We start from the raw sequence: 18,624 nt of genomic DNA on the forward strand, positions 1-18,624 counted from the left end.
TTCATCCTTTGCGGTCGGACAAGGCCTTGCCGACCAGCTGAGCAGTGTAATCCACAATCGGGACGATGCGGCCGTAATTCAGGCGCGTCGGCCCGATTACACCCACCGCCCCCACAATCCGGCGATCAGCGTTCATATAGGGCGAAACAACGAGAGAGGAACCCGAAAGTGAGAAAAGCTCGTTTTCCGAACCGATGAAGATGCGCACGCCGGGGGCTTCTTCCGCCAGTTCCAGAAAGCGGGCGATGTCGCGCTTGCGTTCCAGATCGTCGAAAAGGCTGCGGATCCGGTCAAGGTCGGCCGCCTCATGTTCAAGAAGGTTCGCGCGGCCGCGCACGATCAGGCGCGGATCCGAGGCATCGGCGTCCCAGGAGGCAAGGCCGGTTTCCACAAGCTGGGCCGCGAGCGTGTCGAGGTCCTGCCGCGCGCGGGCAAGATGTTCGACGATGTCGCGGCGCAGTTCCGCCAGCGTGTGCCCCTCGCCCCGGGCGGACAGGAAATTGCCCGCCTCGCGCAGCGAGCTTGGGGTCTGACCGGGCGGAGGAGTGAATAGGCGGTTCTCGACCCGCCCATCGGCGAAGACCAGGATCACCAGGGCACGGCCCGGGGCGAGGCTGACGAACTCGATATGCTTGAGCGGCGCTTCCTCCTGCCGGGGCATCAGCACGACCGAGGCACCCCGGGTCAGGGTGGACAGCGCAGTAGACACGCGGTCGAGCATGGCCGCGGTGTCGGCCGGCATGTCGCCCATGATCTCGGCGATGCGGACGCGGTCCTCGGGTCCGATGGGACCCACCTCCATCAACCCGTCCACAAAAAGGCGCAGGCCCAGTTGGGTGGGAAAGCGGCCAGCCGAGACATGGGGGCTTTCCAGCAGGCCCATGTGTTCAAGGTCCTGCATGACATTGCGGATGGTCGCCGCGGAAACCGGCATGCTGCGGGTCAGCGTGCGCGAGCCCACCGGCTCGCCGGTGTCCAGGTAGCCCTCGACGACGCGGCGGAAGACCTCGCGTGAGCGGTCGTTCAGGTCTGCGAACAGGTCAGGCTGGGGCATTCGGGTTGCGGTGGTCCGGACGGGGCCTGTAATTTGCGACGATCAAGGCGAAGGCCCATATCGGGCCGAGAAAGGACCACATATGCGACCCTCTGGCCGGAAGTTAGTCGAACTGCGCCCGATTTCAATCGAAACGGGCGTCATGGCGCATGCCGAAGGATCGTGCCTGATCCGGATGGGGAACACGCATGTGCTGTGCTCGGCCTCGATCGAGGAAAAGCCGCCGGCCTTCCTGCGCGGAACGGGCCAGGGCTGGGTCACGGCGGAATACGGGATGCTGCCCCGGGCGACCCACAGCCGCAACCGGCGCGAGGCGGCGGCAGGCAAGCAGTCCGGCCGCACGCAGGAGATCCAGCGCCTGATCGGGCGTGCCTTGCGGGCGGGCGTGGACCGGCTGGCCTTGGGCGAGCGGCAGATCGTGATCGACTGCGACGTCATCCAGGCCGACGGAGGCACCCGTTGCGCCGCGATCACAGGCGGCTGGGTGGCGCTGCGCCTGGCGGTGAGCAAGCTGCTGGCGGCGCGCCTGGTGACGAGCGACCCGATCATGGACCATGTGGCCGCCGTCAGTTGCGGGATCTATGCGGGCCAGCCGGTGCTGGATTTAGACTATGCCGAGGACAGCGAGGCGGGCACTGACGGCAACTTCGTCATGACCGGCGCGGGGCGTCTGGTCGAGGTGCAGATGTCCGCGGAAGGCTCGGCCTTTTCCCGGGCCGAGATGGGCTCGCTGCTGGACCTGGCCGAGGCGGGGATCGCGCAATTGGTCGAGGCGCAGAAGGCGGCAGTGTCGTGAGGCGGTTCACCGAGGGAAAGCTGCTGGTCGCCACCCACAACGCCGGCAAGCTGGAGGAGATGCGCGCGCTGTTCTCTCCGCATGGCATCGAGGTCGTGGGTGCGGCCGAGATGGGCCTGGAGGAGCCTGTCGAGACCGAGACGAGCTTTCTGGGCAATGCGCGCATCAAGGCACGCGCGGCCATGGAGGCGACCGGCCTGCCGGTGCTGGCGGATGACAGCGGGATCACCGTGGACGGGCTGGACGGGGCTCCGGGCGTGCATACGGCGGATTGGGCCGAGACCGGGAATGGACGCGATTTCATGCAGGCCATGACGCGGACGTGGACCGAGCTGGAGGCCCGGGGTGTACCCGAGCCGCGAACGGCCCAGTTCCGGGCCACGCTGCTGATGTTGTGGCCGGACGGGCACGAGGAAGTCTTCGAGGGCGTGGCGCCCGGGCGGCTCGTCTGGCCGCCGCGGGGGCAGCTGGGACATGGCTATGACCCGATGTTCGTGCCGGACGGCGGAGAGCGCACCTATGCGGAACTGACCGCCGGGGAAAAGAACGCGATCAGCCATCGGGCTCGGGCCTTTGACAAGCTGAAGGCGAAGCTGGGATAGTGTTGGACAGCGCTCACGAGGATTGGCGGGACGGCGGCTTCGGGCTTTACATCCATTGGCCGTTCTGTGCCTCGAAATGCCCATATTGCGATTTCAACAGCCATGTCGTGGCCTCGATCGACCAGCGCGCGTGGCTCGACGCTTACCGGCTGGAGATCGCGCGGCTTTCGGCCGAGACGGGACCGCGGGTGCTGCGCAGCATCTTCTTCGGAGGCGGAACCCCGTCGCTGATGGACCCCGAGGTGGTCGCAGGCGTGATCGAGGCCGCGCGGGCGGGCTGGAGCTTTTCCAACGATCTTGAGATCACGCTGGAAGCCAACCCCGGAAGCGTCGAGCGCGGCCGATTTGCGGGTTATGCCGCTGCCGGGGTCAACCGGCTGTCGATGGGTGTGCAGGCGTTGAACGATGATGACCTGCGCCGCCTGGGGCGGCTGCACAGTGTTGCCGAGGCGCAGGCTGCCTTCGACGTGGCCCGCGCCTGCTTCGGCCGGGTGAGCTTCGACCTGATCTATGCCCGGCAGGGGCAGACGCGCGAGGGGTGGAAAGCCGAGCTGCGCGAAGCCTTGGGCATGGCAGTGGACCACCTGTCGCTCTACCAGCTGACGATCGAGGACGGGACGGCCTTCGGCGCGCGAGCCGCCGCGGGCAAGCTGAAGGGCCTGCCCGACGATGATCTGGCGGCTGACATGTACCTGGATACGCAGGATATTTGTTCTGCCCATGGCCTTCCGGCCTACGAGGTTTCGAACCACGCGCGGCCCGGTGCGGAAAGCCGGCACAACCTTGTCTATTGGCGTCAGGGGGACTGGGCCGGCATCGGGCCGGGAGCCCACGGACGGCTGATGCTTGAAGGACAACGGTGGGCGACGGAGGCCCCGCGCGCCCCGGGCGCATGGCTTGATGCGGTGCGGCATGGATCGGGAGAGTTGCCCCGGGTCCCTGTTCCCACGATGGAACAGGCCACGGAATATCTGCTAATGTCCACGCGGCTGGCAGAGGGGATGGATGTTGCCCGATACGAGAGGCTCTCGGGAGCCCCGCTGCCCGAGGTCGCCGTAGCAGACCTATCGGCGCTGGGGCTCGTGGAGCTTTGTCAGGGACGATTGCGCGCCACCGAGACAGGCCGGCCTGTGTTGAATGCTATCCTGCGCGCCTTGGCCTGAACCTTACAGCCCGGCGCCAAGGGCTTGGCACAGCCGGTCCAGCTGGTCGAGATCACGATAGGTGATCGTGAGGCGACCGCCTTCCTGGCCTGCATGCTCGATCCTGACGCGCATCTTCAGGTGGGCAGAAAGGTCGGCCTCGAGCGCGCGCGTGTCGGCGTCCTTTTCGGCGCGGACGCGCGCAGCCGGTTCGGGCCGCTCGGCCTGTTGACGGGCCAAGGCTTCCGTCTCGCGAACGGAAAGATTGCGGTCGATGACTTTCCGGGCCATGGCGACCGGGTCCGGCGCCGTGATCAGGGCGCGTGCGTGGCCCGCACTGATCTTGCCCTCGCGCACGAAGCCCTGAACCTGATCGGGCAGGTTCAGAAGACGTAGCGAGTTGGAGATGTGGCTGCGGCTCTTGTCGAGCGCATCGGCCAGCTTTTCCTGCGTATGGCCGAAACGGTCCATCAATTGCCGAAAGGAGGTGGCTTCTTCGATCGCGTTCAGGTTGGCGCGCTGGATGTTCTCGATCAGGGCGACCTCAAGCACCTCGGTGTCGTTGAGTTCACGCACCAGAACAGGAAGTTCGTGCAGCTGGGCGATCTGTGCGGCACGCCAGCGACGCTCTCCGGCGACGATTTGGTAAAGGTCGGGCTCGGTCGGGTGGGGACGGACGATCAGGGGCTGAAGGACGCCCCGGTTGCGGATGGACGCCGCGAGTTCAGCCAGCGCCTCGGGTTCGAACTGGCGCCGCGGCTGGTCGGGGTTCGGAATGAGTTGCTCGACCGGAACGGCAAGCGGCGCGCGGCCGGGACCGGGCGCAGGTGCCCCCGGTGCGAGCTCGACATCGGCCATCAGAGCCGAAAGACCGCGGCCCAGGCCGCCTTTGCGGGGTTTCGGATCAGCCATTTGCGGCCTTTCTCCTGTCGATACCCTTGGCGAGAAGTTCTTGCGCAAGTGCGCGATACGCGGCGCTGCCCTTCGAAGCCGGATCGTAGTGGATCACCGGCAGGGCATAGGAGGGGGACTCGGAGACCCGCACATTGCGGGGCACGACGGTCCTGAACACAAGCGGCCCGAGCGTCTTGCGGGCATCTGCCTCGACCTGCTGCGAAAGGTTGTTGCGGGAGTCCGCCATGGTCAGCAGAACCCCTTCGATCCGGAGCCGGGGATTGGCCGTGGTCCGCACTTCGCGAATGGTCAGCATGAGCTGCGACAAACCTTCGAGAGCGTAGAACTCGGCCTGGAGGGGCACGATCACCCCGTCTGCCGCCACCATGGCGTTGAGAGTCAGAAGCCCGAGGGCAGGCGGGCAGTCGATCAGCACCACCCCCTCGGCCGCACCAAGCGCATCGGCAAGCAGTTGGGTCCGGCGAGGCCGGGTCGCGATATCGAGCTCCGCCGAAGCCAGATCCGCAGTCGCAGGGATGACAGTGAGGTTGGGCAGAGCCGTTTCGCGCCGCGCCGCGCTCCAGTCGCTTTCCCCTGTAAGGAAGTCGTAGCTTGTCGTCTCGCGGCTCTCGGCATCAATACCCAGACCGGTCGAGGCATTCCCCTGCGGATCCAGATCGATAATGGTGACCGGCAGGCCTTGTTCAGCCAAGGCGGCGCCCAGATTGATCGCGGTCGTGGTCTTTCCCACCCCACCTTTCTGGTTCGCAATGGCGAGAATCAGGCGATCAGACATGATGGACATCGCGGATGGCAAGGATCGCTGAAGCCGAATCTGTCATGCTGGGATGCACGACAACATCGAAGTTCCAACTCTCTCGGGCAGTATCAAGTTCTGCTTGCCAGTTGCGTCCTTTCATAAGCCAAGCCGTCCCATTTTCCGCAAGATGCCGGGCGACATATGGCATGAGGCGATCCATCGGGGCAAGCGCACGCGCACTGAGGTTGTCGGCTGACGCAGGTGGAAGGTCTTCGATGCGTGTCGCGGTGGCGGTGCAGTTCTTGAGGTCCAACTGACGGATGGTCGCCTGCAGGAAGGCGACCTTCCGACGGTCCGAGTCGACAAGGCTGATCTTGCAGTCCGGCCGACAGATGGCCAGGACAATCCCGGGCAACCCCCCACCGCTTCCGATGTCCAGCCAGAGACCGGCCGGTTCATCCTGAAGGTTGGCCAGTTGCAAGCTATCCTCAAGGTGCCGCGTCTCGAGATCCTTCAGTGTCGAAGGAGCCACAAGATTGATCGCGGGGTTCCATTTGCGGATCAGGGCTGCAAAGGCAGCGAGGTCGGCTTCACGTGAAGCAATCACGCCACTGCATCCTGTAGGTTACGCAGGGTGGCGATCAACAGTGTCAGGGCAGCTGGTGTCATCCCCTCGATGGCTGCAGCCTGCGCCAGAGTAGCCGGGCGACGAGTGGACAACTTGATCTGAAGCTCGCGCGACAGGCCTTTCACGCTGGCGTAGTCAAGTTCCTGCGGAACCGACCAACCTTCATGACGGCGAATGTCAGCAGCGTCACGTTCCTGTCGCACGGTGAACTGCGCGTACAAGGCATCATTTCGGACAAGCGTCAGGGTGTCGGGGTCCTCGGTCAAGTCGGAAGGCAACACGGAAGACACACTTTCGAGTTCTAGGTCCGCTTGGCCCAGAAGATCAAAGGCCGAGCGCCGCCGCCCGTCCTGGCGTACTACGACACCGCAGGCTTCGAGCTGCTTCGGAGTGAAGACCGTTTCTTCGGCTTTCTTCCGCAGGGAGATGAAGCGCTGCAGCTTGTCAGCGAACTGTCGAGCGCGATCTTCGCCCACAAGCCCCAGCTCGGTCCCCCATGGCGTCAGGCGACGATCGGCATTGTCGATCCTGAGAGACAACCTGAATTCAGCACGTGAGGTGAACATGCGGTAAGGCTCGGTCACCCCACGCGTGATCAAGTCGTCTATCATGACGCCGATATAGCTTTCCGTGCGACTGAAGATCGCGGGAGAGCGTCCTTGGACATCCAACGCCGCGTTCAGCCCTGCCACCATCCCTTGCGCCGCCGCTTCCTCATAGCCTGTGGTCCCGTTGATCTGGCCCGCTAGGTAAAGGCCCTTGACGTTCTTGGTCTCGAGAGTTGGCCGGAGTGATCGAGGATCGATGAAGTCATACTCAACCGCATAGCCGGGTTGAACGATCACGGCCTCCTCTAGGCCGCGAATGGAGCGGACATAATCATGCTGCACATCCAAGGGCATCGAGGTCGATATGCCGTTCGGATAAACCAGATCGTTGTCTATCCCCTCCGGCTCCAGAAAAATCTGGTGAGAGTCCTTTTCAGAGAAGCGTACCACCTTGTCTTCGATCGAAGGACAGTAACGAGGCCCCACCCCATTTATGTGACCGCCGTACATCGCGGAGCGTCCGAGATTCTGCCGGATGATGTCGTGAGTCCTGGCATTGGTCTGGGTGATGGCGCAGGAAACCTGAGGCGCGGCATGTTTGTCACTGAGGAAGGAAAAAAAGGTCGGCTCGTCGTCCCCCGGTTGCTGAGGCAAGCTATCCCAGTCGATGGAGTCCCGCGCCAGTCGCGGGGGCGTGCCGGTCTTCAAACGTCCAAGAGGAAGGTTCAAGGACAGCAAGCTTGCAGAAAGGCCAGCTGCCCGATCGTTCCCCCAGCGTCCTGCGGGACGCACACTGTCGCCGACATGGATCAATCCGTTCAGGAAGGTCCCGGCAGCAACGATGACGGAATTGCAGCTCAGCTGAGATCCATCGGAAAGGAGAACTCTCTGAACCCTTTGCCCCTCGATGACGAGGGAGCGAACTTCTCCAAGTACGATTTCAATGCTGTTCAGTCCGGCAAGCGCTGCACCTGCCGCGGCGCGATACAACTGTCGGTCAGCTTGGGCCCGCGGCCCTTGGACTGCCGGTCCCTTGCGCCGATTGAGCAGCCGGAACTGGATCCCTGCCGCGTCCGCGAGACGCCCCATAAGGCCGTCCAGCGCATCTATTTCCCGCACCAGATGACCCTTGCCGAGGCCGCCGATGGCCGGGTTGCACGACATCGTTCCCGCGTCGTCAGGACGCATGGTGACCAGCGCGACCTGTACACCCATCCGGGCGGCCGCAGCGGCAGCCTCCAAACCCGCATGTCCCGCACCTATGACCAGCACATCATAATGTTTCACGTGAAGCACCTACTTGCCGATGCAGAAGCTGGAGAAGATCTCATCAAGGTAGTCATCGGGCGCGATGCGTCCAACCACCTCACCCAAGCGATGTGACGCGGCCCGAACTGCTTCGGCCAGCACCTCGGCCGGTTGATCCGGATGCACGTCCAGAACTCTTGCGGCATCCTCAAGCGCCTGCGCCTGCCGCTGCCGGGTAATCATTCCCGCTCCCGCGACTTGTCCTGCCAACCGGTTTCGAATCTCGTCCAGCATTTCCCGGACGCCTGCTCCCGTCACCGCAGAAACACCTGGACCACCCAAGTCGGCCTTCGTCCGAACAACAAGATCACCGTCACGAAGCAATTCAGAAATCGCCTGTCCGTCTTCGGAAAGATGCACGCGAATATCAGCAGCGCTCGCTCGTGCCCGTGCCCGCTCGACCCCCATGCCCTCGACCATGTCCCGGGTCTCTCGCAAGCCGGCCGTGTCAAGAAAGGTGACCGCCAAGCCCCCGAGTTCCGTATGCAGTTCGATCACGTCGCGCGTGGTTCCGGCGATCTCGCTCACCAAGGCAAGTTCGCGTTGTGCGATACGGTTGAGCAGCGAAGACTTGCCCGCGTTCGGCGGACCCACGATCGCCACCTCGAAGCCTGCCCGCAGCCGCTCGGCAGCAGGGTAGCCGGCAATGGCAATCCCGATGTCCTGCCGGACCCGGGCCAGCAGATCAAACACTTCTGCGGGCACCTCTTCAGGCACGTCTTCGTCGGCAAAATCCAGCGAGGCCTCGATCAGCGCGCCTGCCCGCACCAGTCGATCCCGCAACATCCCTGTCCAACGTGCGAGATCGCCCGAAACGATCTTCATGGCCTGCTGCCGCTGCGCCTCGCTCTCGGCAGACAGCAGGTCCGAAAGGGCTTCGACTTCACTCAGCGCCAGGCTGCCATTCAGCAGGGCCCGCCGGGTAAACTCGCCCGCCTCGGCAATGCGGGCACCATGGTCCCGCAACGCCCTTTCAAGCCTTCGAACGATGACGGGTGCGCCGTGAAGATGGAACTCGACAACCGGTTCGCCCGTGAAGCTGCTGCCCCCGTCGAAACGTATCACCAGCGCACGGTCGATCTGTTCCCCGTCACGCAGCAAGCGCAACTCGGCCCGCCGGGCTTCGGGCAAGGGGCCTGCGATGGCCTCGCCAATGGCGCGCGCCTCCGGCCCGCTCAGGCGGACGACAGAGACCCCACCCCGTCCCGAGGGCGTCGCTTCGGCATAGATCGTGTCCATCCCATGCTCAGGCGTTCATCGATTCGAAGAAGTCGGCGTTGGTCTTGGTCTGCTTCAGCTTCGAGATCAGGAATTCGATCGCATCCGTCGTTCCCATCGGGTTGAGGATGCGCCGCAGCAGATAGGTCTTCTGCAGGTCCTTCTGGTCCACCAGCAGTTCTTCCTTCCGCGTCCCGGACTTGAGGATGTCCATGGCCGGGAAGACCCGCTTGTCGGCAACCTTCCGGTCCAGCACGATCTCGCTGTTGCCGGTGCCCTTGAACTCCTCGAAGATCACCTCGTCCATGCGCGATCCGGTATCGATCAGCGCCGTTGCGATGATCGTCAGCGAGCCGCCTTCCTCGATGTTGCGGGCGGCGCCGAAGAACCGCTTCGGCCGCTGCAGCGCATTCGCGTCCACACCGCCCGTCAGAACCTTGCCCGACGAGGGCACAACCGTGTTGAAGGCGCGTCCCAGGCGGGTGATCGAGTCGAGCAGGATCACCACGTCGCGCTTGTGCTCGACCAGGCGCTTGGCCTTCTCGATCACCATTTCGCTGACCGCCACGTGACGGGTCGCCGGCTCATCGAAGGTCGAGCTGATGACCTCGCCTTTCACCGACCGCTGCATGTCCGTCACTTCCTCGGGCCGCTCGTCGATCAGCAGCACGATCAGATAGCACTCGGGATGATTCTTCTCGATGGAATGGGCGATGTTCTGCAGCAGAACCGTCTTGCCGGTGCGCGGGGGCGCCACGATCAGCGAGCGCTGGCCTTTCCCGATCGGCGCCACCAGGTCGATGATTCGAGCGGAACGATCCCTCACCGCGGGATCGTCCAGTTCCATCTTCAGCCGCTCGTTGGGGTAAAGCGGGGTCAGGTTGTCGAAGGCCACCTTGTGGCGTGCCTTCTCGGGGTTCTCGAAGTTGATCTTCTCGACCTTGGTCAGCGCGAAATAGCGCTCGTTCTCGCCCGGCGCGCGGATCACGCCCTCAACGGTGTCGCCGGTCCGCAGGCTGTGCTGGCGGATCATGTCGGGGCTGACATAGATGTCGTCGGGGCCGGGCAGGTAGTTCGCCTCGGGCGAGCGCAGGAAGCCGAAGCCGTCCTGGACGACCTCCAGCACGCCGTCACCGCCGATCTCGAACCCTTCCTCCGCATGCTCCTTCAGCAGCGAGAACATCATCTCGCCCTTGCGCATGGTCGAGGCGTTCTCGATCTCCCACTCCTCGGCGATCGACAGCAGGTCGGCGGGGCTCTTGGCCTTCAGGTCGGCCAGATTGAGACGTTCTTCGGTCATCATGTCACCATGCGCCGGACCTGCCCGTTGGGGCGCTGCGGCAGTTCTCATGTCGGAAGGATTCGCCCCGGACGGGACGCGCCGAGTCACATAGGGTGGAAGCGGCCGTGAGTCAAATCTTCAGAACTTCACGATCACCGACAGCACGATCACGACCATCAGCAGGGTCGGCACTTCGTTCATCAGCCGATAGCGCCGCCCGGTCGATCCTTCGCCCCGCGCAAGCTTCTTCCGCTCGATCATCAGCCAATGGTGAAAGACCGTCATCGCGAGCACGGCCGTGGCCTTGGTCCAAGGCCAGACCATCGTCCAGTCCACGATGCCGGGCGTGAAGACCAGCGCCAATCCGGCAACCCAGGTCGCGATCGAAGCCGGCCCCATGATGAAGCGAAGAAGCTTGTATTCCATGATCTTCAGGCTTTCGCGCGGCTCGCCCGCGCTTGTGCCGCGCTCGGCGTGATACACGAACAGCCGAGGCAGGTAGAACAGCCCCGCCATCCACGAGATCACCGCCATGACGTGGAACGCCTTGGTCCACGGGTAAACGCTCGCAAGCCAATCGGTGATCATTCGACCTCACTTCACTGCCTTATCTTTAAAAAAGGAAAGAGAAGAAGGGTAGATGGAGTCGTAGGGCCTGTGGACTTCGGAAGACTGCCGAGTCGCGTGATTCAATCCACGGGAATCCGCCTGTGGGAAAACCCTGTGGACCTGCAAGGACGACTCACATGGAAATGGAACAAGATCAAAGATCTATGTCGCATATACGGTCTGTGGATAACTCTGTTAATCCACAGACCGGGGATTGATCTTGGGATAGTTGTCTTCCTGTGGACAAGGATCCGGTGTTCTCTCTTTGTCTCGGCCATTCATCCCCAGCCCTCGTGGTCCATCCAGTTGTCCCCCGGGCACACCCCTGTCCTGCCCTGCGGTTTGGCGAACAGTTATCCACAGGCAGGGCTCCCCCACCCCGCGCTTTCCCTCCAACGCACCCCGCGCTAGACAAGGAGGGCTGGGGCGGCGAGGGTACGGAATGAACGACAGCGCGGCGGCGAAAGTGGCGGACGGGCAGGCTGGCCCGGCAGTGCAGGTGCCGCTGGCGGGGGTGATGGGATGGCCGGTGGCGCATTCGCGTTCGCCTGCGCTGCATGGCCACTGGCTGAAACGCTACGGCGTGGCGGGTCATTATGTTCCCCTGGCTGTCCGGCCCGAGCACCTGGGCCAGGTTCTCCATGCGCTGCCTCGCGCGGGCTTTGTCGGCGTCAACGTGACGATCCCGCACAAGGAAGCCGTTCTGGCGCTCGCCGATGTCGTGACCGACCGTGCGGCGCTGATCGGCGCTGCCAACACCCTGACCTTCGGCCCGGACGGAAAGATCCATGCCGACAACACCGACGGGCACGGTTTCATCGCCAATCTGCTGCAACAGGCGCCTGACTGGCGCCCGCCCTCGGGCCCGGCGGCGGTGATCGGCGCGGGGGGCGCCGCCCGCGCCGTGGTCGCCGCCCTTCTGGAACGCGGCGTGCCGGAACTGCGCATCGCCAACCGCACCCGCGCCCGCGCCGAGCGGATCCGCGAGGATTTCGGCGCCCGCGTGACCGTCCACGACTGGTCGCGGCTTGACGAAATGCTGGATGGCGCCGCTACCGTCGTCAACTCGACCTCAATGGGGATGAAGGGCGGCCAGCCGCTGGATCTGCCGCTGGAGGCACTGCCACCCGGGGCGCTGGTGACGGATCTCGTCTACACCCCGCTCGACACCGAGTTCCTGCGTGCGGGACGGGCGCGGGGCTGCATCACCGTGGACGGCCTCGGCATGCTTCTGCACCAGGCGGCACCGGGGTTCGAGCGCTGGTTCGGCGTCCGCCCCGAAGTCGACGAACCCCTGCGCGCGGCGGTGCTGGGATGAGCTTCAGGCTCGGCCTGACCGGGGGCATCGGCATGGGCAAGACCACGACGGCCGCGATGTTCGCGCGTCGGGGCGTGCCCGTCTGGGATGCCGATGCTGCCGTCCACCGGCTTTACGCGAAGGGCGGCGCTGCCGTCGAACCCGTGGCCGCGCTTTTCCCTTCGGCCCTAGGCCCCGAGGGCATCGACCGCGCCGTGCTGAAGGGGCTTCTGGCCGAGGCGCCCGGCCGTCTGGCCCAACTTGAAGCCGTCGTGCACCCGCTGGTTGCCGCCGACCGCGCTGCCTTCCTGGCGGACCGTGCCGGGGCGCCCGTGGTCCTGCTCGACATCCCGCTCCTGTTCGAAACGGGGGCCGACGCCTATATGGACGGCATTGCCGTCGTGTCCGCCCCGCCCGAAATCCAGCGCGCCCGCGTCCTCGCCCGTCCGGGCATGGACGAAGGGACGCTATCCCTGATCCTGTCCCGGCAGATGAGCGACGCCGACCGCCGCGCCCGCGCGACGTGGATCATCCCGACCGACACCCTGGCCCAGGCCGAAGCTGCCGTCGAAGCCATCCTGGCCGAGATCGCCGACCGAAAGACCAAGACCCATGCGTGAGATCGTCCTCGACACCGAAACCACCGGCTTCGACCCCGACACCGGCGACCGCATCGTCGAGATCGGCGCGGTCGAACTGATGAACCACCTGGCCACGGGCCGGCATTTCCATGTCTACATCAATCCCGAACGCGACATGCCGGCGGACGCCTTCGCGGTCCACGGACTTTCGACCGAGTTCCTGTCCGACAAGCCGCGCTTTGCCGAGGTGGCCGCCGACTTCCTCGCCTTCATCGGCGATGCCCGGCTGGTCATCCACAATGCCGCCTTCGACATGAAGTTCCTGAACGCCGAACTGCGCCGCGCGGGCCATCCCACGATGCCCATGTCGCGCGCGCTCGACACGGTCGCGATGGCGCGCCAGAAGTTTCCGGGCGCCCCGGTGTCGCTGGATGCGCTGTGCCGGCGCTGGGGGATCGACAACTCGAACCGCACGCTGCACGGCGCGCTTCTGGACAGCGAGCTTCTGGCCGAGGTCTATCTCGAGCTGATCGGCGGCCGCCAGCCCGACCTCGTGCTGGTCGCGGAACCCGCCCGCGCGGCCGAAGGCCCTGCCGCCACGACCCAGCACCGCCCGCGCGCGGCCCGGCCCGCGCCGCTTGCCCCCCGCATCACCGCCGCCGAGCGCGAGGCCCATGCCGCCTTTGTCGCCCGCATGGGCGGCAAGGCCCTGTGGCTGCGCGATGTCCCGGCGAACTGACGGGCGCGCCATGCCGGGATGGCCTGCATGATCAGCTATCTGCGCGAATCCTGGGGCTTTGTCGCCGCCCTGTTCGAGCGGATGGACAAGATCCACATGGGCCTGATCGCCGCAGGGGTGGCCTTTTACGCCATGTTTGCGGTGTTTCCCGGGCTCGCGGCCCTGATCACCCTGTGGGGGCTGTGGTTCGATCCGGCGATCATCCAGGAATACGACCGCTATGTGGACGAGTTTGTGCCCAGCCAGGCAGCCGCCCTGCTTCATGCCCAGATCGACGCGCTGACCTCGGGTGGGCGCACCCAGCTGGGCTGGGCCTCGGCCATCTCTTTCGTGATCGCCACCATTGCCGCACGGGCGGGCGTCGATGCGCTGGTGCGGGGCCTGAACGCGGCCTACGGGGTCAGGTCGCATTCGACGATCGTAGGCTTCGTGCTGGCCTATGCGCTGACGCTGGCCATCGTGGGGGTGGTGATCCTAGGGCTTGCCACCATCGTCATCGTGCCCCTGGCCTTCAACTTCATGGAGCCGGGACCGGTTCGCAACTGGCTGATTGGCGTGGTGCCCTGGGCCGCGATGTTTTCCATCGTGATCATCGGGATCGGCATCCTTTACCGCTACGGGCCGAACGTGAAGACGCCGCGCACCCGCATCTTCACCTGGGGGGCGCTGTTCGCGGCCCTGGCCTGGGCCGCGGCCTCGGTGGCGTTTTCAGGCTATCTGGCCCGCTTTGACAGCTACAACCGCATCTACGGCTCGATCGGTGCGGTGGTGGCGCTGCTCATGTGGTTCTATCTCGCCGGTTTCTCGGTGATGATGGGCGCGCTCATCAATGTGGAATTGGACCGCCACAAGCGGCTGGTGCAGGCGCGCAAGGCCCGCGCGCTGGCCCGCAGGATGGCCGAGGAACGCAGGAACGCCGAAACCCAGCGCGCCGCCTAGTGGCGCGCGCCCTCGCGGGCCGCCGAGGTCAGCACCACCCGGCGCTGTTCCGGCTCGCGCAGGTTGTGGCGCGTGTCGGGGCGGAAGCGCAGGTGCAGGCGGAACACGTTGCCTTCGGTGGTGACCTCGCTCTCGGTATCGAGCTGCATGGCGAAGGCCTCGATCAACTGGCTGCCGAGGCCCGTTCCTTCCAGCTCGTTGATCGGCCGGCCGAGGGAGTTCTCGATCGTCAGCACCGCGCAGCCGTCCCGGTCGCGATGCAGTTGCACGCGGACCCAGGCACGCTCGGCCCCCGGAGGCTTGCCGGCGTATTTCAACGCGTTGGTGAAGGCCTCGGTGGTCAGCAGCGTCAGCGGCACCGCCTGGTCGGGCAGCAGCACCAGGGGCTCCAGTTGCGTATCGACCTGGATCGACTGGTCGTTCACGACCGAGGCCGTGGACATCTGGCCGATGATGTCGCGGATCAGCCGGTCGGCCTCGACCGATTCAAGATGCTCGGCCTGATAGAGGTTCTTGTAGATCGTGGCCAGCGACGCCACCCGGTCCTGGACCGAGCGCAGCACCCGCTTGGCGTCGGTGTCGTCGATCACCCGGCTTTGCATGTTGATGATCGAGGCGATCAGCTGAAGGTTGTTCTTGACCCGGTGGTGGACCTCTTTCAGCAGGACCGTCTTCTCGGCCACCGCTTCCTCAAGCGCCGCCTCGTCGCGGATCACGATGCGGGCCATGTTGTGGAAGGTCTCGCTCACGTCGCGGATCTCGCCCGGCGCGCTTTCCAGGATCGGTGGCGGGGCGTCGCGGTTGCCAAGCGCGAAGCGGCGCATCTGCCCGCGCAACTCGCGCACATGGCGCAGAACCAGGCGGTAGACGGCGAAATAGGCGACGGCCAGCGACACCACCCAGAGGGCCACCGGAAACAGCACCGCTGCGAAGCGCGACACGTTCAGCCCGGCGATGCCGGTCAGCTGCGGGCTCCAGCTGCCCATCGCGTAGACGAGGTCGGGAACCACGGCGACGACGGAAAAGACCCGCTGCTCGCCCGAGTTCGAGGTCGCGCGGAAGGTCGTGTCGGTCAGCGGGATCAGCGAATCCAGCGTCATGCCCTGCGGCAGGATCCCGGCAGGATCGCTGCCATTGCCGAAATCCCCGACCAGCGCCTGGCCCGCGCTGTTGAAGGTGACGATCCGCGCCCCGTCCGACCAGTAGGCGGTGGCATGGGTGGACAGCAGCAGGTCATGGGACAGCGACACCGCCACATAGCCCAGCAGTTCCTGATCGCGGTAAAGGGGCTGCGAGACGATGACCACGGACTGCCGCGACACGGCCCCCGACTGGGTGGCGGTGATCAGCGTCCCGGGGTTCTGCATGAAGGCTTGGAAATGCGGCGATCCGCTCAGATCGACCACACGGTTTCCGGACGAGCAGGTGTTGCGCCCGTCGATGGTGGTGAAGCCGGCATAAACGAATGTCGCGCTGCGCTGGACGAAGTCGCGCATCATCTCGGAACAGGCGGCCGGGTCGCCCAGCAGCGCCAGAACCGAACTGCCCAAGGCGTCGGCTGTCCCGATCGCGCCCTGCAGCAGGGCCCGTTCCCCGGCGGCCGCGGCCGCGGTCCGCCCTTGGATCGCGATCTCGGACGAGCGTTCCGCTTCGCGCGACAGGTGCAGCGTCTGCAGAATCGAGATCATGCCGATGGGCAGGATCGCGATGCTGAGCAGCATCCCCAGCCGGAACCCGAGTGTCCGGGTGAAGGACGCGCCTGTTCCCAGCATCCCGTTTCCCTTCAGCGGGAAACGGGCTGGTTCACCGCCATGACGGCCAGCGTTGCGCGATCGGTCATGTCCAGTTCCTCGCCCTCGGCCATCTGCATAAGCTCGGCCAGCCGGCGCCGGCCCCGGTTTGCCCGTGACTTGACGGTACCGACGGCCACGCCCGTCATGCTGGCGGCCTCCTCATAGGAAAAGCCCGAACCGCCAACAAGGATCAGCGCCTCGCGCTGCTCGTCGGGCAGCTGCTCGAAGGCCACCTTGAAGTCGTTCATCGCCAGCCGCCCGTCGTGTTCGGGGCGGGTGGCCTGCCGGGCGGCATGGATGCCGTCGGTGTCGCTGACCTCGCGCCGGGTCTTGCGGCGCGCGGAATAGAAGGTGTTGCGAAGGATCGTGAACAGCCAGGCACGCAGGTTGGTGCCGGCCTGGAACTTCTCGATGTTGGTCCATGCCTTGACGATCGTGTCCTGCACGAGGTCGTCCGCCGACGCGCTTTCGCGGGTCAGGGACAGGGCAAAGGCCCGCAGGGCGGGCAGGTGATCCACCAGCTCGCTGCGGGGATCGGGACCGGACTGGGCCTTGCTGTCGGCCGCTCTGGACATCCGCATCACTCCTGCTCGCGCAGGCGCTCGAGAAGAATCAGAAAGCGATCAGGCACTTCCTGTTGCGTTTCCTGCTCATAGACGCGCCGCAGATTCTCATCGATCTGCTTTTCAAGGGCGGCGCGTTTTCGTTCTTCCCGCCTCGTGTTCATGTATTTGTTGGTCCCGGAAATCTTGTGCGCACGTTGCCTAACCGTTAGAGGACGTCAAGGTTCCCGTTGGGGATAAATTTGAGGTTTCGCCATGTCCGCTGCTGATCTTGCCCAATCCATCGGCCGCGAGCTGCCCTATCTGCGCCGCTATGCGCGTGCCCTGACGGGCAGCCAGACGGCGGGGGACAACTATGCCGCTGCCACGCTGGAAGCGATTCTCAGCGACCGCAGCCTGATGAATGGCGACGACACCCGCATCGGGCTGTTCCGCACCTTTCATGCCATCTGGCAGAGCTCGGGCCAGCCGGTGGCCAGCGACGACCAGAACTCGCGCGAGGCGGTGGCCCAGTCGCACCTGCGCGGCCTGACCGCGAACTCGCGCGAGGCGCTGCTGCTGCGCACGATCGAGGAACTGCGCTACGATCAGATCGCGCAGATCATGCAGATCGACCAGGAAGAAGCCGAGGAACTGGTCCAGATCGCCCTGAACGAGATGGGCCGGGCGATCCGCGGCCGCGTGATGATCATCGAGGACGAGACGATCATCGCCATGGATCTCAAGGGCATCGTGCAGGCGATGGGTCACGAGGTGACGGGCGTCGCCCGCACCCACACCGCCGCGGTGGAACTGGCCGCGAACCGCCGCCCCGACCTGATCCTGGCCGACATCCAGCTGGCCGACGGCTCCTCGGGGATCGACGCGGTGAACGAGCTTCTGGGCTCGCTCGGCGATATCCCGGTGATCTTCATCACCGCCTTCCCCGAACGGCTGCTGACCGGCGACCGGCCCGAGCCCGCCTTCCTGATCTCGAAGCCCTATTCGGAAGAACAGGTGCGCTCGGCCGTGTCCCAGGCGATGTTCTTTGCCTCGACCGAGGGCCTGGGCGCCGCCTGAGGCCTTTCCCCGAGAACGGAAAAAAGCGGCGCCCCTTGGGGCGCCGCTTTTGTTTTTCGGACGGGGATGGGTGTCAGAGGGGGACGAAGCGGTCGTCCTCGGCCAGCATCATCAGCTCGCCGTCGCGGATGTCGTGCCACAGACCGTGCAGCGACAGCTCGCCCGCCTCGACCGCGCTGGCCACGAAGGGGAAGGTCATCAGGTTGTCCAGCGACACCCGCACCGCCATCTTTTCCAGCGCATGGACCTGTTCGTCGGCGGGCAGGCCGGTCACGCGCTCGTAGCCCGGGCGCAGGATGTCCATCCAGCGGCCGACGAAGCTGGTGGCATCTTCAAGCTCGGGCGCCTGACCCGAGCACATCGCGTGGCAGCCCGCCACGCCGCCGCAGCGGCTGTGGCCCATGACGATCAGATGCGCCACCCGCAGGCTGCGCACCGCGTATTCGACGGCGGCCGAGGTGCCGTGCTGTTCGCCGTCCGGCGCATAGGGCGGCACCAGGTTGGCGATGTTGCGGTGGATGAAGAACTCGCCGCTGTCGGCCCCGAAGATCGAGGTGACGTGCACGCGGGAATCGCAGCACGAGATCACCATCGCGCGCGGCCTTTGCCCGTCGTCGGCAAGCCGTCGGTACCAGGTCTGGTTTTCCTCGAACGAAGTGGCGCGCCAGCCATGATAGCGCTGGATGAGGTAGTTGGGCAGCGGACGGGTGACGGTCATGAGGGCCTCGGTTCGGATCTCGGCCCTCTGGATAGTTCCGCGATCCCTAAACTTCGAGGGTTTTCTGCGGTCTCGCTCAAGGATTTCTTAGGTC

Annotated in this window: 20 protein-coding genes; 8 read left to right on the forward strand and 12 right to left on the reverse strand. The window is 65.2% G+C overall.

The window, feature by feature from the left end; genetic code table 11:
- Window position 1: 1 nt before the first annotated feature.
- Window positions 2-1,054, reverse strand: a complete 1,053-nt coding sequence (gene hrcA / locus CK240_RS10625; protein ID WP_095640325.1) for a heat-inducible transcriptional repressor HrcA — start codon at window positions 1,052-1,054, stop codon at window positions 2-4.
- 82 nt (window positions 1,055-1,136) lie between these two features.
- On the opposite strand from hrcA, the gene rph reads away from it, so the two are divergent.
- From rph to hemW, 3 genes are read left to right on the forward strand one after another with little or no spacing between them, the layout of a single operon-like run.
- Entirely contained in the window at window positions 1,137-1,850 is a 714-nt protein-coding gene (gene rph, locus CK240_RS10630; RefSeq protein ID WP_095640326.1) for a ribonuclease PH, read from the forward strand.
- Window positions 1,847-2,452, forward strand: coding sequence for an RdgB/HAM1 family non-canonical purine NTP pyrophosphatase (gene rdgB, locus CK240_RS10635; protein ID WP_095640327.1), 606 nt, complete (start codon window positions 1,847-1,849; stop codon window positions 2,450-2,452). The genes rph and rdgB overlap by 4 nt, the downstream gene beginning before the upstream one ends.
- Window positions 2,453-2,454: 2 nt before the next feature.
- The gene (gene hemW / locus CK240_RS10640; protein ID WP_095640328.1) at window positions 2,455-3,615 is read left to right on the forward strand and encodes a radical SAM family heme chaperone HemW; all 1,161 of its coding nucleotides are present in this window, start codon (window positions 2,455-2,457) and stop codon (window positions 3,613-3,615) included.
- Between the two features lie 3 nt (window positions 3,616-3,618).
- Here the strand turns inward: hemW and CK240_RS10645 are convergent, their stop codons facing one another.
- The 7 genes from CK240_RS10645 to CK240_RS10675 form a co-directional block, all read right to left on the reverse strand.
- Window positions 3,619-4,506 (reverse strand): ParB/RepB/Spo0J family partition protein, encoded by an 888-nt coding sequence (locus CK240_RS10645; protein ID WP_095640329.1) that lies wholly within the window; start codon window positions 4,504-4,506, stop codon window positions 3,619-3,621.
- Window positions 4,499-5,284, reverse strand: coding sequence for a ParA family protein (locus CK240_RS10650; protein ID WP_095640417.1), 786 nt, complete (start codon window positions 5,282-5,284; stop codon window positions 4,499-4,501). Before CK240_RS10650 ends, CK240_RS10645 begins: the two co-directional genes overlap by 8 nt.
- On the reverse strand, window positions 5,277-5,855 hold the full coding sequence (rsmG, locus tag CK240_RS10655; RefSeq protein ID WP_095640330.1) for a 16S rRNA (guanine(527)-N(7))-methyltransferase RsmG: 579 nt from the start codon (window positions 5,853-5,855) through the stop codon (window positions 5,277-5,279). Before rsmG ends, CK240_RS10650 begins: the two co-directional genes overlap by 8 nt.
- Window positions 5,852-7,711: a tRNA uridine-5-carboxymethylaminomethyl(34) synthesis enzyme MnmG gene (gene mnmG, locus CK240_RS10660; protein ID WP_095640418.1), complete on the reverse strand. Its 1,860-nt coding sequence runs from the start codon at window positions 7,709-7,711 to the stop codon at window positions 5,852-5,854. The genes rsmG and mnmG overlap by 4 nt, the downstream gene beginning before the upstream one ends.
- Before the next feature lie 9 nt (window positions 7,712-7,720).
- Window positions 7,721-8,971, reverse strand: coding sequence for a tRNA uridine-5-carboxymethylaminomethyl(34) synthesis GTPase MnmE (mnmE, locus tag CK240_RS10665; protein WP_095640331.1), 1,251 nt, complete (start codon window positions 8,969-8,971; stop codon window positions 7,721-7,723).
- Window positions 8,972-8,978: 7 nt separating this feature from the next.
- On the reverse strand, window positions 8,979-10,250 hold the full coding sequence (gene rho / locus CK240_RS10670; protein ID WP_240517377.1) for a transcription termination factor Rho: 1,272 nt from the start codon (window positions 10,248-10,250) through the stop codon (window positions 8,979-8,981).
- A gap of 120 nt (window positions 10,251-10,370) precedes the next feature.
- The gene (locus tag CK240_RS10675) at window positions 10,371-10,817 is read right to left on the reverse strand and encodes a CopD family protein (RefSeq protein WP_095640419.1); all 447 of its coding nucleotides are present in this window, start codon (window positions 10,815-10,817) and stop codon (window positions 10,371-10,373) included.
- Between the two features lie 466 nt (window positions 10,818-11,283).
- On the opposite strand from CK240_RS10675, the gene CK240_RS10680 reads away from it, so the two are divergent.
- Genes CK240_RS10680 through CK240_RS10695 form a run of 4 tightly spaced genes read left to right on the forward strand, consistent with a single transcriptional unit; the run spans window position 11,284 to window position 14,397 of the window.
- Complete coding sequence (locus CK240_RS10680) at window positions 11,284-12,159, forward strand: shikimate dehydrogenase (protein ID WP_095640333.1); 876 nt, start codon at window positions 11,284-11,286, stop codon at window positions 12,157-12,159.
- Window positions 12,156-12,758, forward strand: coding sequence for a dephospho-CoA kinase (coaE, locus tag CK240_RS10685; RefSeq protein WP_095640334.1), 603 nt, complete (start codon window positions 12,156-12,158; stop codon window positions 12,756-12,758). Before CK240_RS10680 ends, coaE begins: the two co-directional genes overlap by 4 nt.
- Window positions 12,751-13,458 carry a DNA polymerase III subunit epsilon gene (dnaQ, locus tag CK240_RS10690; RefSeq protein ID WP_095640335.1) on the forward strand — a complete coding sequence of 236 codons (708 nt, stop codon included), beginning with the start codon at window positions 12,751-12,753 and terminating at the stop codon, window positions 13,456-13,458. Before coaE ends, dnaQ begins: the two co-directional genes overlap by 8 nt.
- A gap of 27 nt (window positions 13,459-13,485) precedes the next feature.
- A complete protein-coding gene (locus CK240_RS10695; protein ID WP_240517378.1) occupies window positions 13,486-14,397 on the forward strand; it encodes a YihY/virulence factor BrkB family protein in 912 nt (303 codons plus the stop codon).
- On the opposite strand, the gene CK240_RS10700 is transcribed toward CK240_RS10695, so the two are convergent.
- The 3 genes from CK240_RS10700 to CK240_RS10710 are packed head-to-tail and all read right to left on the reverse strand — an operon-like array spanning window position 14,394 to window position 16,917.
- Entirely contained in the window at window positions 14,394-16,169 is a 1,776-nt protein-coding gene (locus CK240_RS10700; protein ID WP_095640337.1) for a sensor histidine kinase, read from the reverse strand. The two genes, CK240_RS10695 and CK240_RS10700, sit on opposite strands and share 4 nt — an antisense overlap.
- Window positions 16,170-16,180: 11 nt before the next feature.
- On the reverse strand, window positions 16,181-16,765 hold the full coding sequence (locus tag CK240_RS10705) for an RNA polymerase sigma factor (protein WP_240517379.1): 585 nt from the start codon (window positions 16,763-16,765) through the stop codon (window positions 16,181-16,183).
- 5 nt (window positions 16,766-16,770) lie between these two features.
- Window positions 16,771-16,917, reverse strand: a complete 147-nt coding sequence (locus CK240_RS10710) for a NepR family anti-sigma factor (protein ID WP_095640339.1) — start codon at window positions 16,915-16,917, stop codon at window positions 16,771-16,773.
- Between the two features lie 91 nt (window positions 16,918-17,008).
- Between CK240_RS10710 and CK240_RS10715 the strand changes: the two genes are divergently transcribed.
- Entirely contained in the window at window positions 17,009-17,812 is an 804-nt protein-coding gene (locus CK240_RS10715) for a response regulator (RefSeq protein WP_095640340.1), read from the forward strand.
- 73 nt (window positions 17,813-17,885) lie between these two features.
- Here the strand turns inward: CK240_RS10715 and CK240_RS10720 are convergent, their stop codons facing one another.
- Window positions 17,886-18,530, reverse strand: coding sequence for a carbonic anhydrase (locus CK240_RS10720; protein ID WP_095640341.1), 645 nt, complete (start codon window positions 18,528-18,530; stop codon window positions 17,886-17,888).
- Between the last annotated feature and the right edge of the window lie 94 nt (window positions 18,531-18,624).

It is taken from the genome of Paracoccus salipaludis (assembly GCF_002287065.1).
GTDB classification, from domain to species: Bacteria; Pseudomonadota; Alphaproteobacteria; order Rhodobacterales; family Rhodobacteraceae; genus Paracoccus; species Paracoccus salipaludis.

Excerpts from the sequence above, each read along its gene's own strand:
- hrcA (WP_095640325.1), bottom strand. The coding sequence starts at position 1,054 with ATGCCCCAGCCTGACCTGTTCGCAGACCTGAACGACCGCTCACGCGAG.
- rph (WP_095640326.1), top strand. The coding sequence starts at position 1,137 with ATGCGACCCTCTGGCCGGAAGTTAGTCGAACTGCGCCCGATTTCAATC.
- CK240_RS10645 (WP_095640329.1), bottom strand. The coding sequence starts at position 4,506 with ATGGCTGATCCGAAACCCCGCAAAGGCGGCCTGGGCCGCGGTCTTTCG.
- CK240_RS10650 (WP_095640417.1), bottom strand. The coding sequence starts at position 5,284 with ATGTCTGATCGCCTGATTCTCGCCATTGCGAACCAGAAAGGTGGGGTG.
- mnmE (WP_095640331.1), bottom strand. The coding sequence starts at position 8,971 with ATGGACACGATCTATGCCGAAGCGACGCCCTCGGGACGGGGTGGGGTC.
- rho (WP_240517377.1), bottom strand. The coding sequence starts at position 10,250 with ATGACCGAAGAACGTCTCAATCTGGCCGACCTGAAGGCCAAGAGCCCC.
- CK240_RS10680 (WP_095640333.1), top strand. The coding sequence starts at position 11,284 with ATGAACGACAGCGCGGCGGCGAAAGTGGCGGACGGGCAGGCTGGCCCG.
- coaE (WP_095640334.1), top strand. The coding sequence starts at position 12,156 with ATGAGCTTCAGGCTCGGCCTGACCGGGGGCATCGGCATGGGCAAGACC.
- dnaQ (WP_095640335.1), top strand. The coding sequence starts at position 12,751 with ATGCGTGAGATCGTCCTCGACACCGAAACCACCGGCTTCGACCCCGAC.
- CK240_RS10695 (WP_240517378.1), top strand. The coding sequence starts at position 13,486 with ATGATCAGCTATCTGCGCGAATCCTGGGGCTTTGTCGCCGCCCTGTTC.
- CK240_RS10700 (WP_095640337.1), bottom strand. The coding sequence starts at position 16,169 with ATGCTGGGAACAGGCGCGTCCTTCACCCGGACACTCGGGTTCCGGCTG.
- CK240_RS10705 (WP_240517379.1), bottom strand. The coding sequence starts at position 16,765 with ATGTCCAGAGCGGCCGACAGCAAGGCCCAGTCCGGTCCCGATCCCCGC.
- CK240_RS10710 (WP_095640339.1), bottom strand. The coding sequence starts at position 16,917 with ATGAACACGAGGCGGGAAGAACGAAAACGCGCCGCCCTTGAAAAGCAG.
- CK240_RS10715 (WP_095640340.1), top strand. The coding sequence starts at position 17,009 with ATGTCCGCTGCTGATCTTGCCCAATCCATCGGCCGCGAGCTGCCCTAT.
- CK240_RS10720 (WP_095640341.1), bottom strand. The coding sequence starts at position 18,530 with ATGACCGTCACCCGTCCGCTGCCCAACTACCTCATCCAGCGCTATCAT.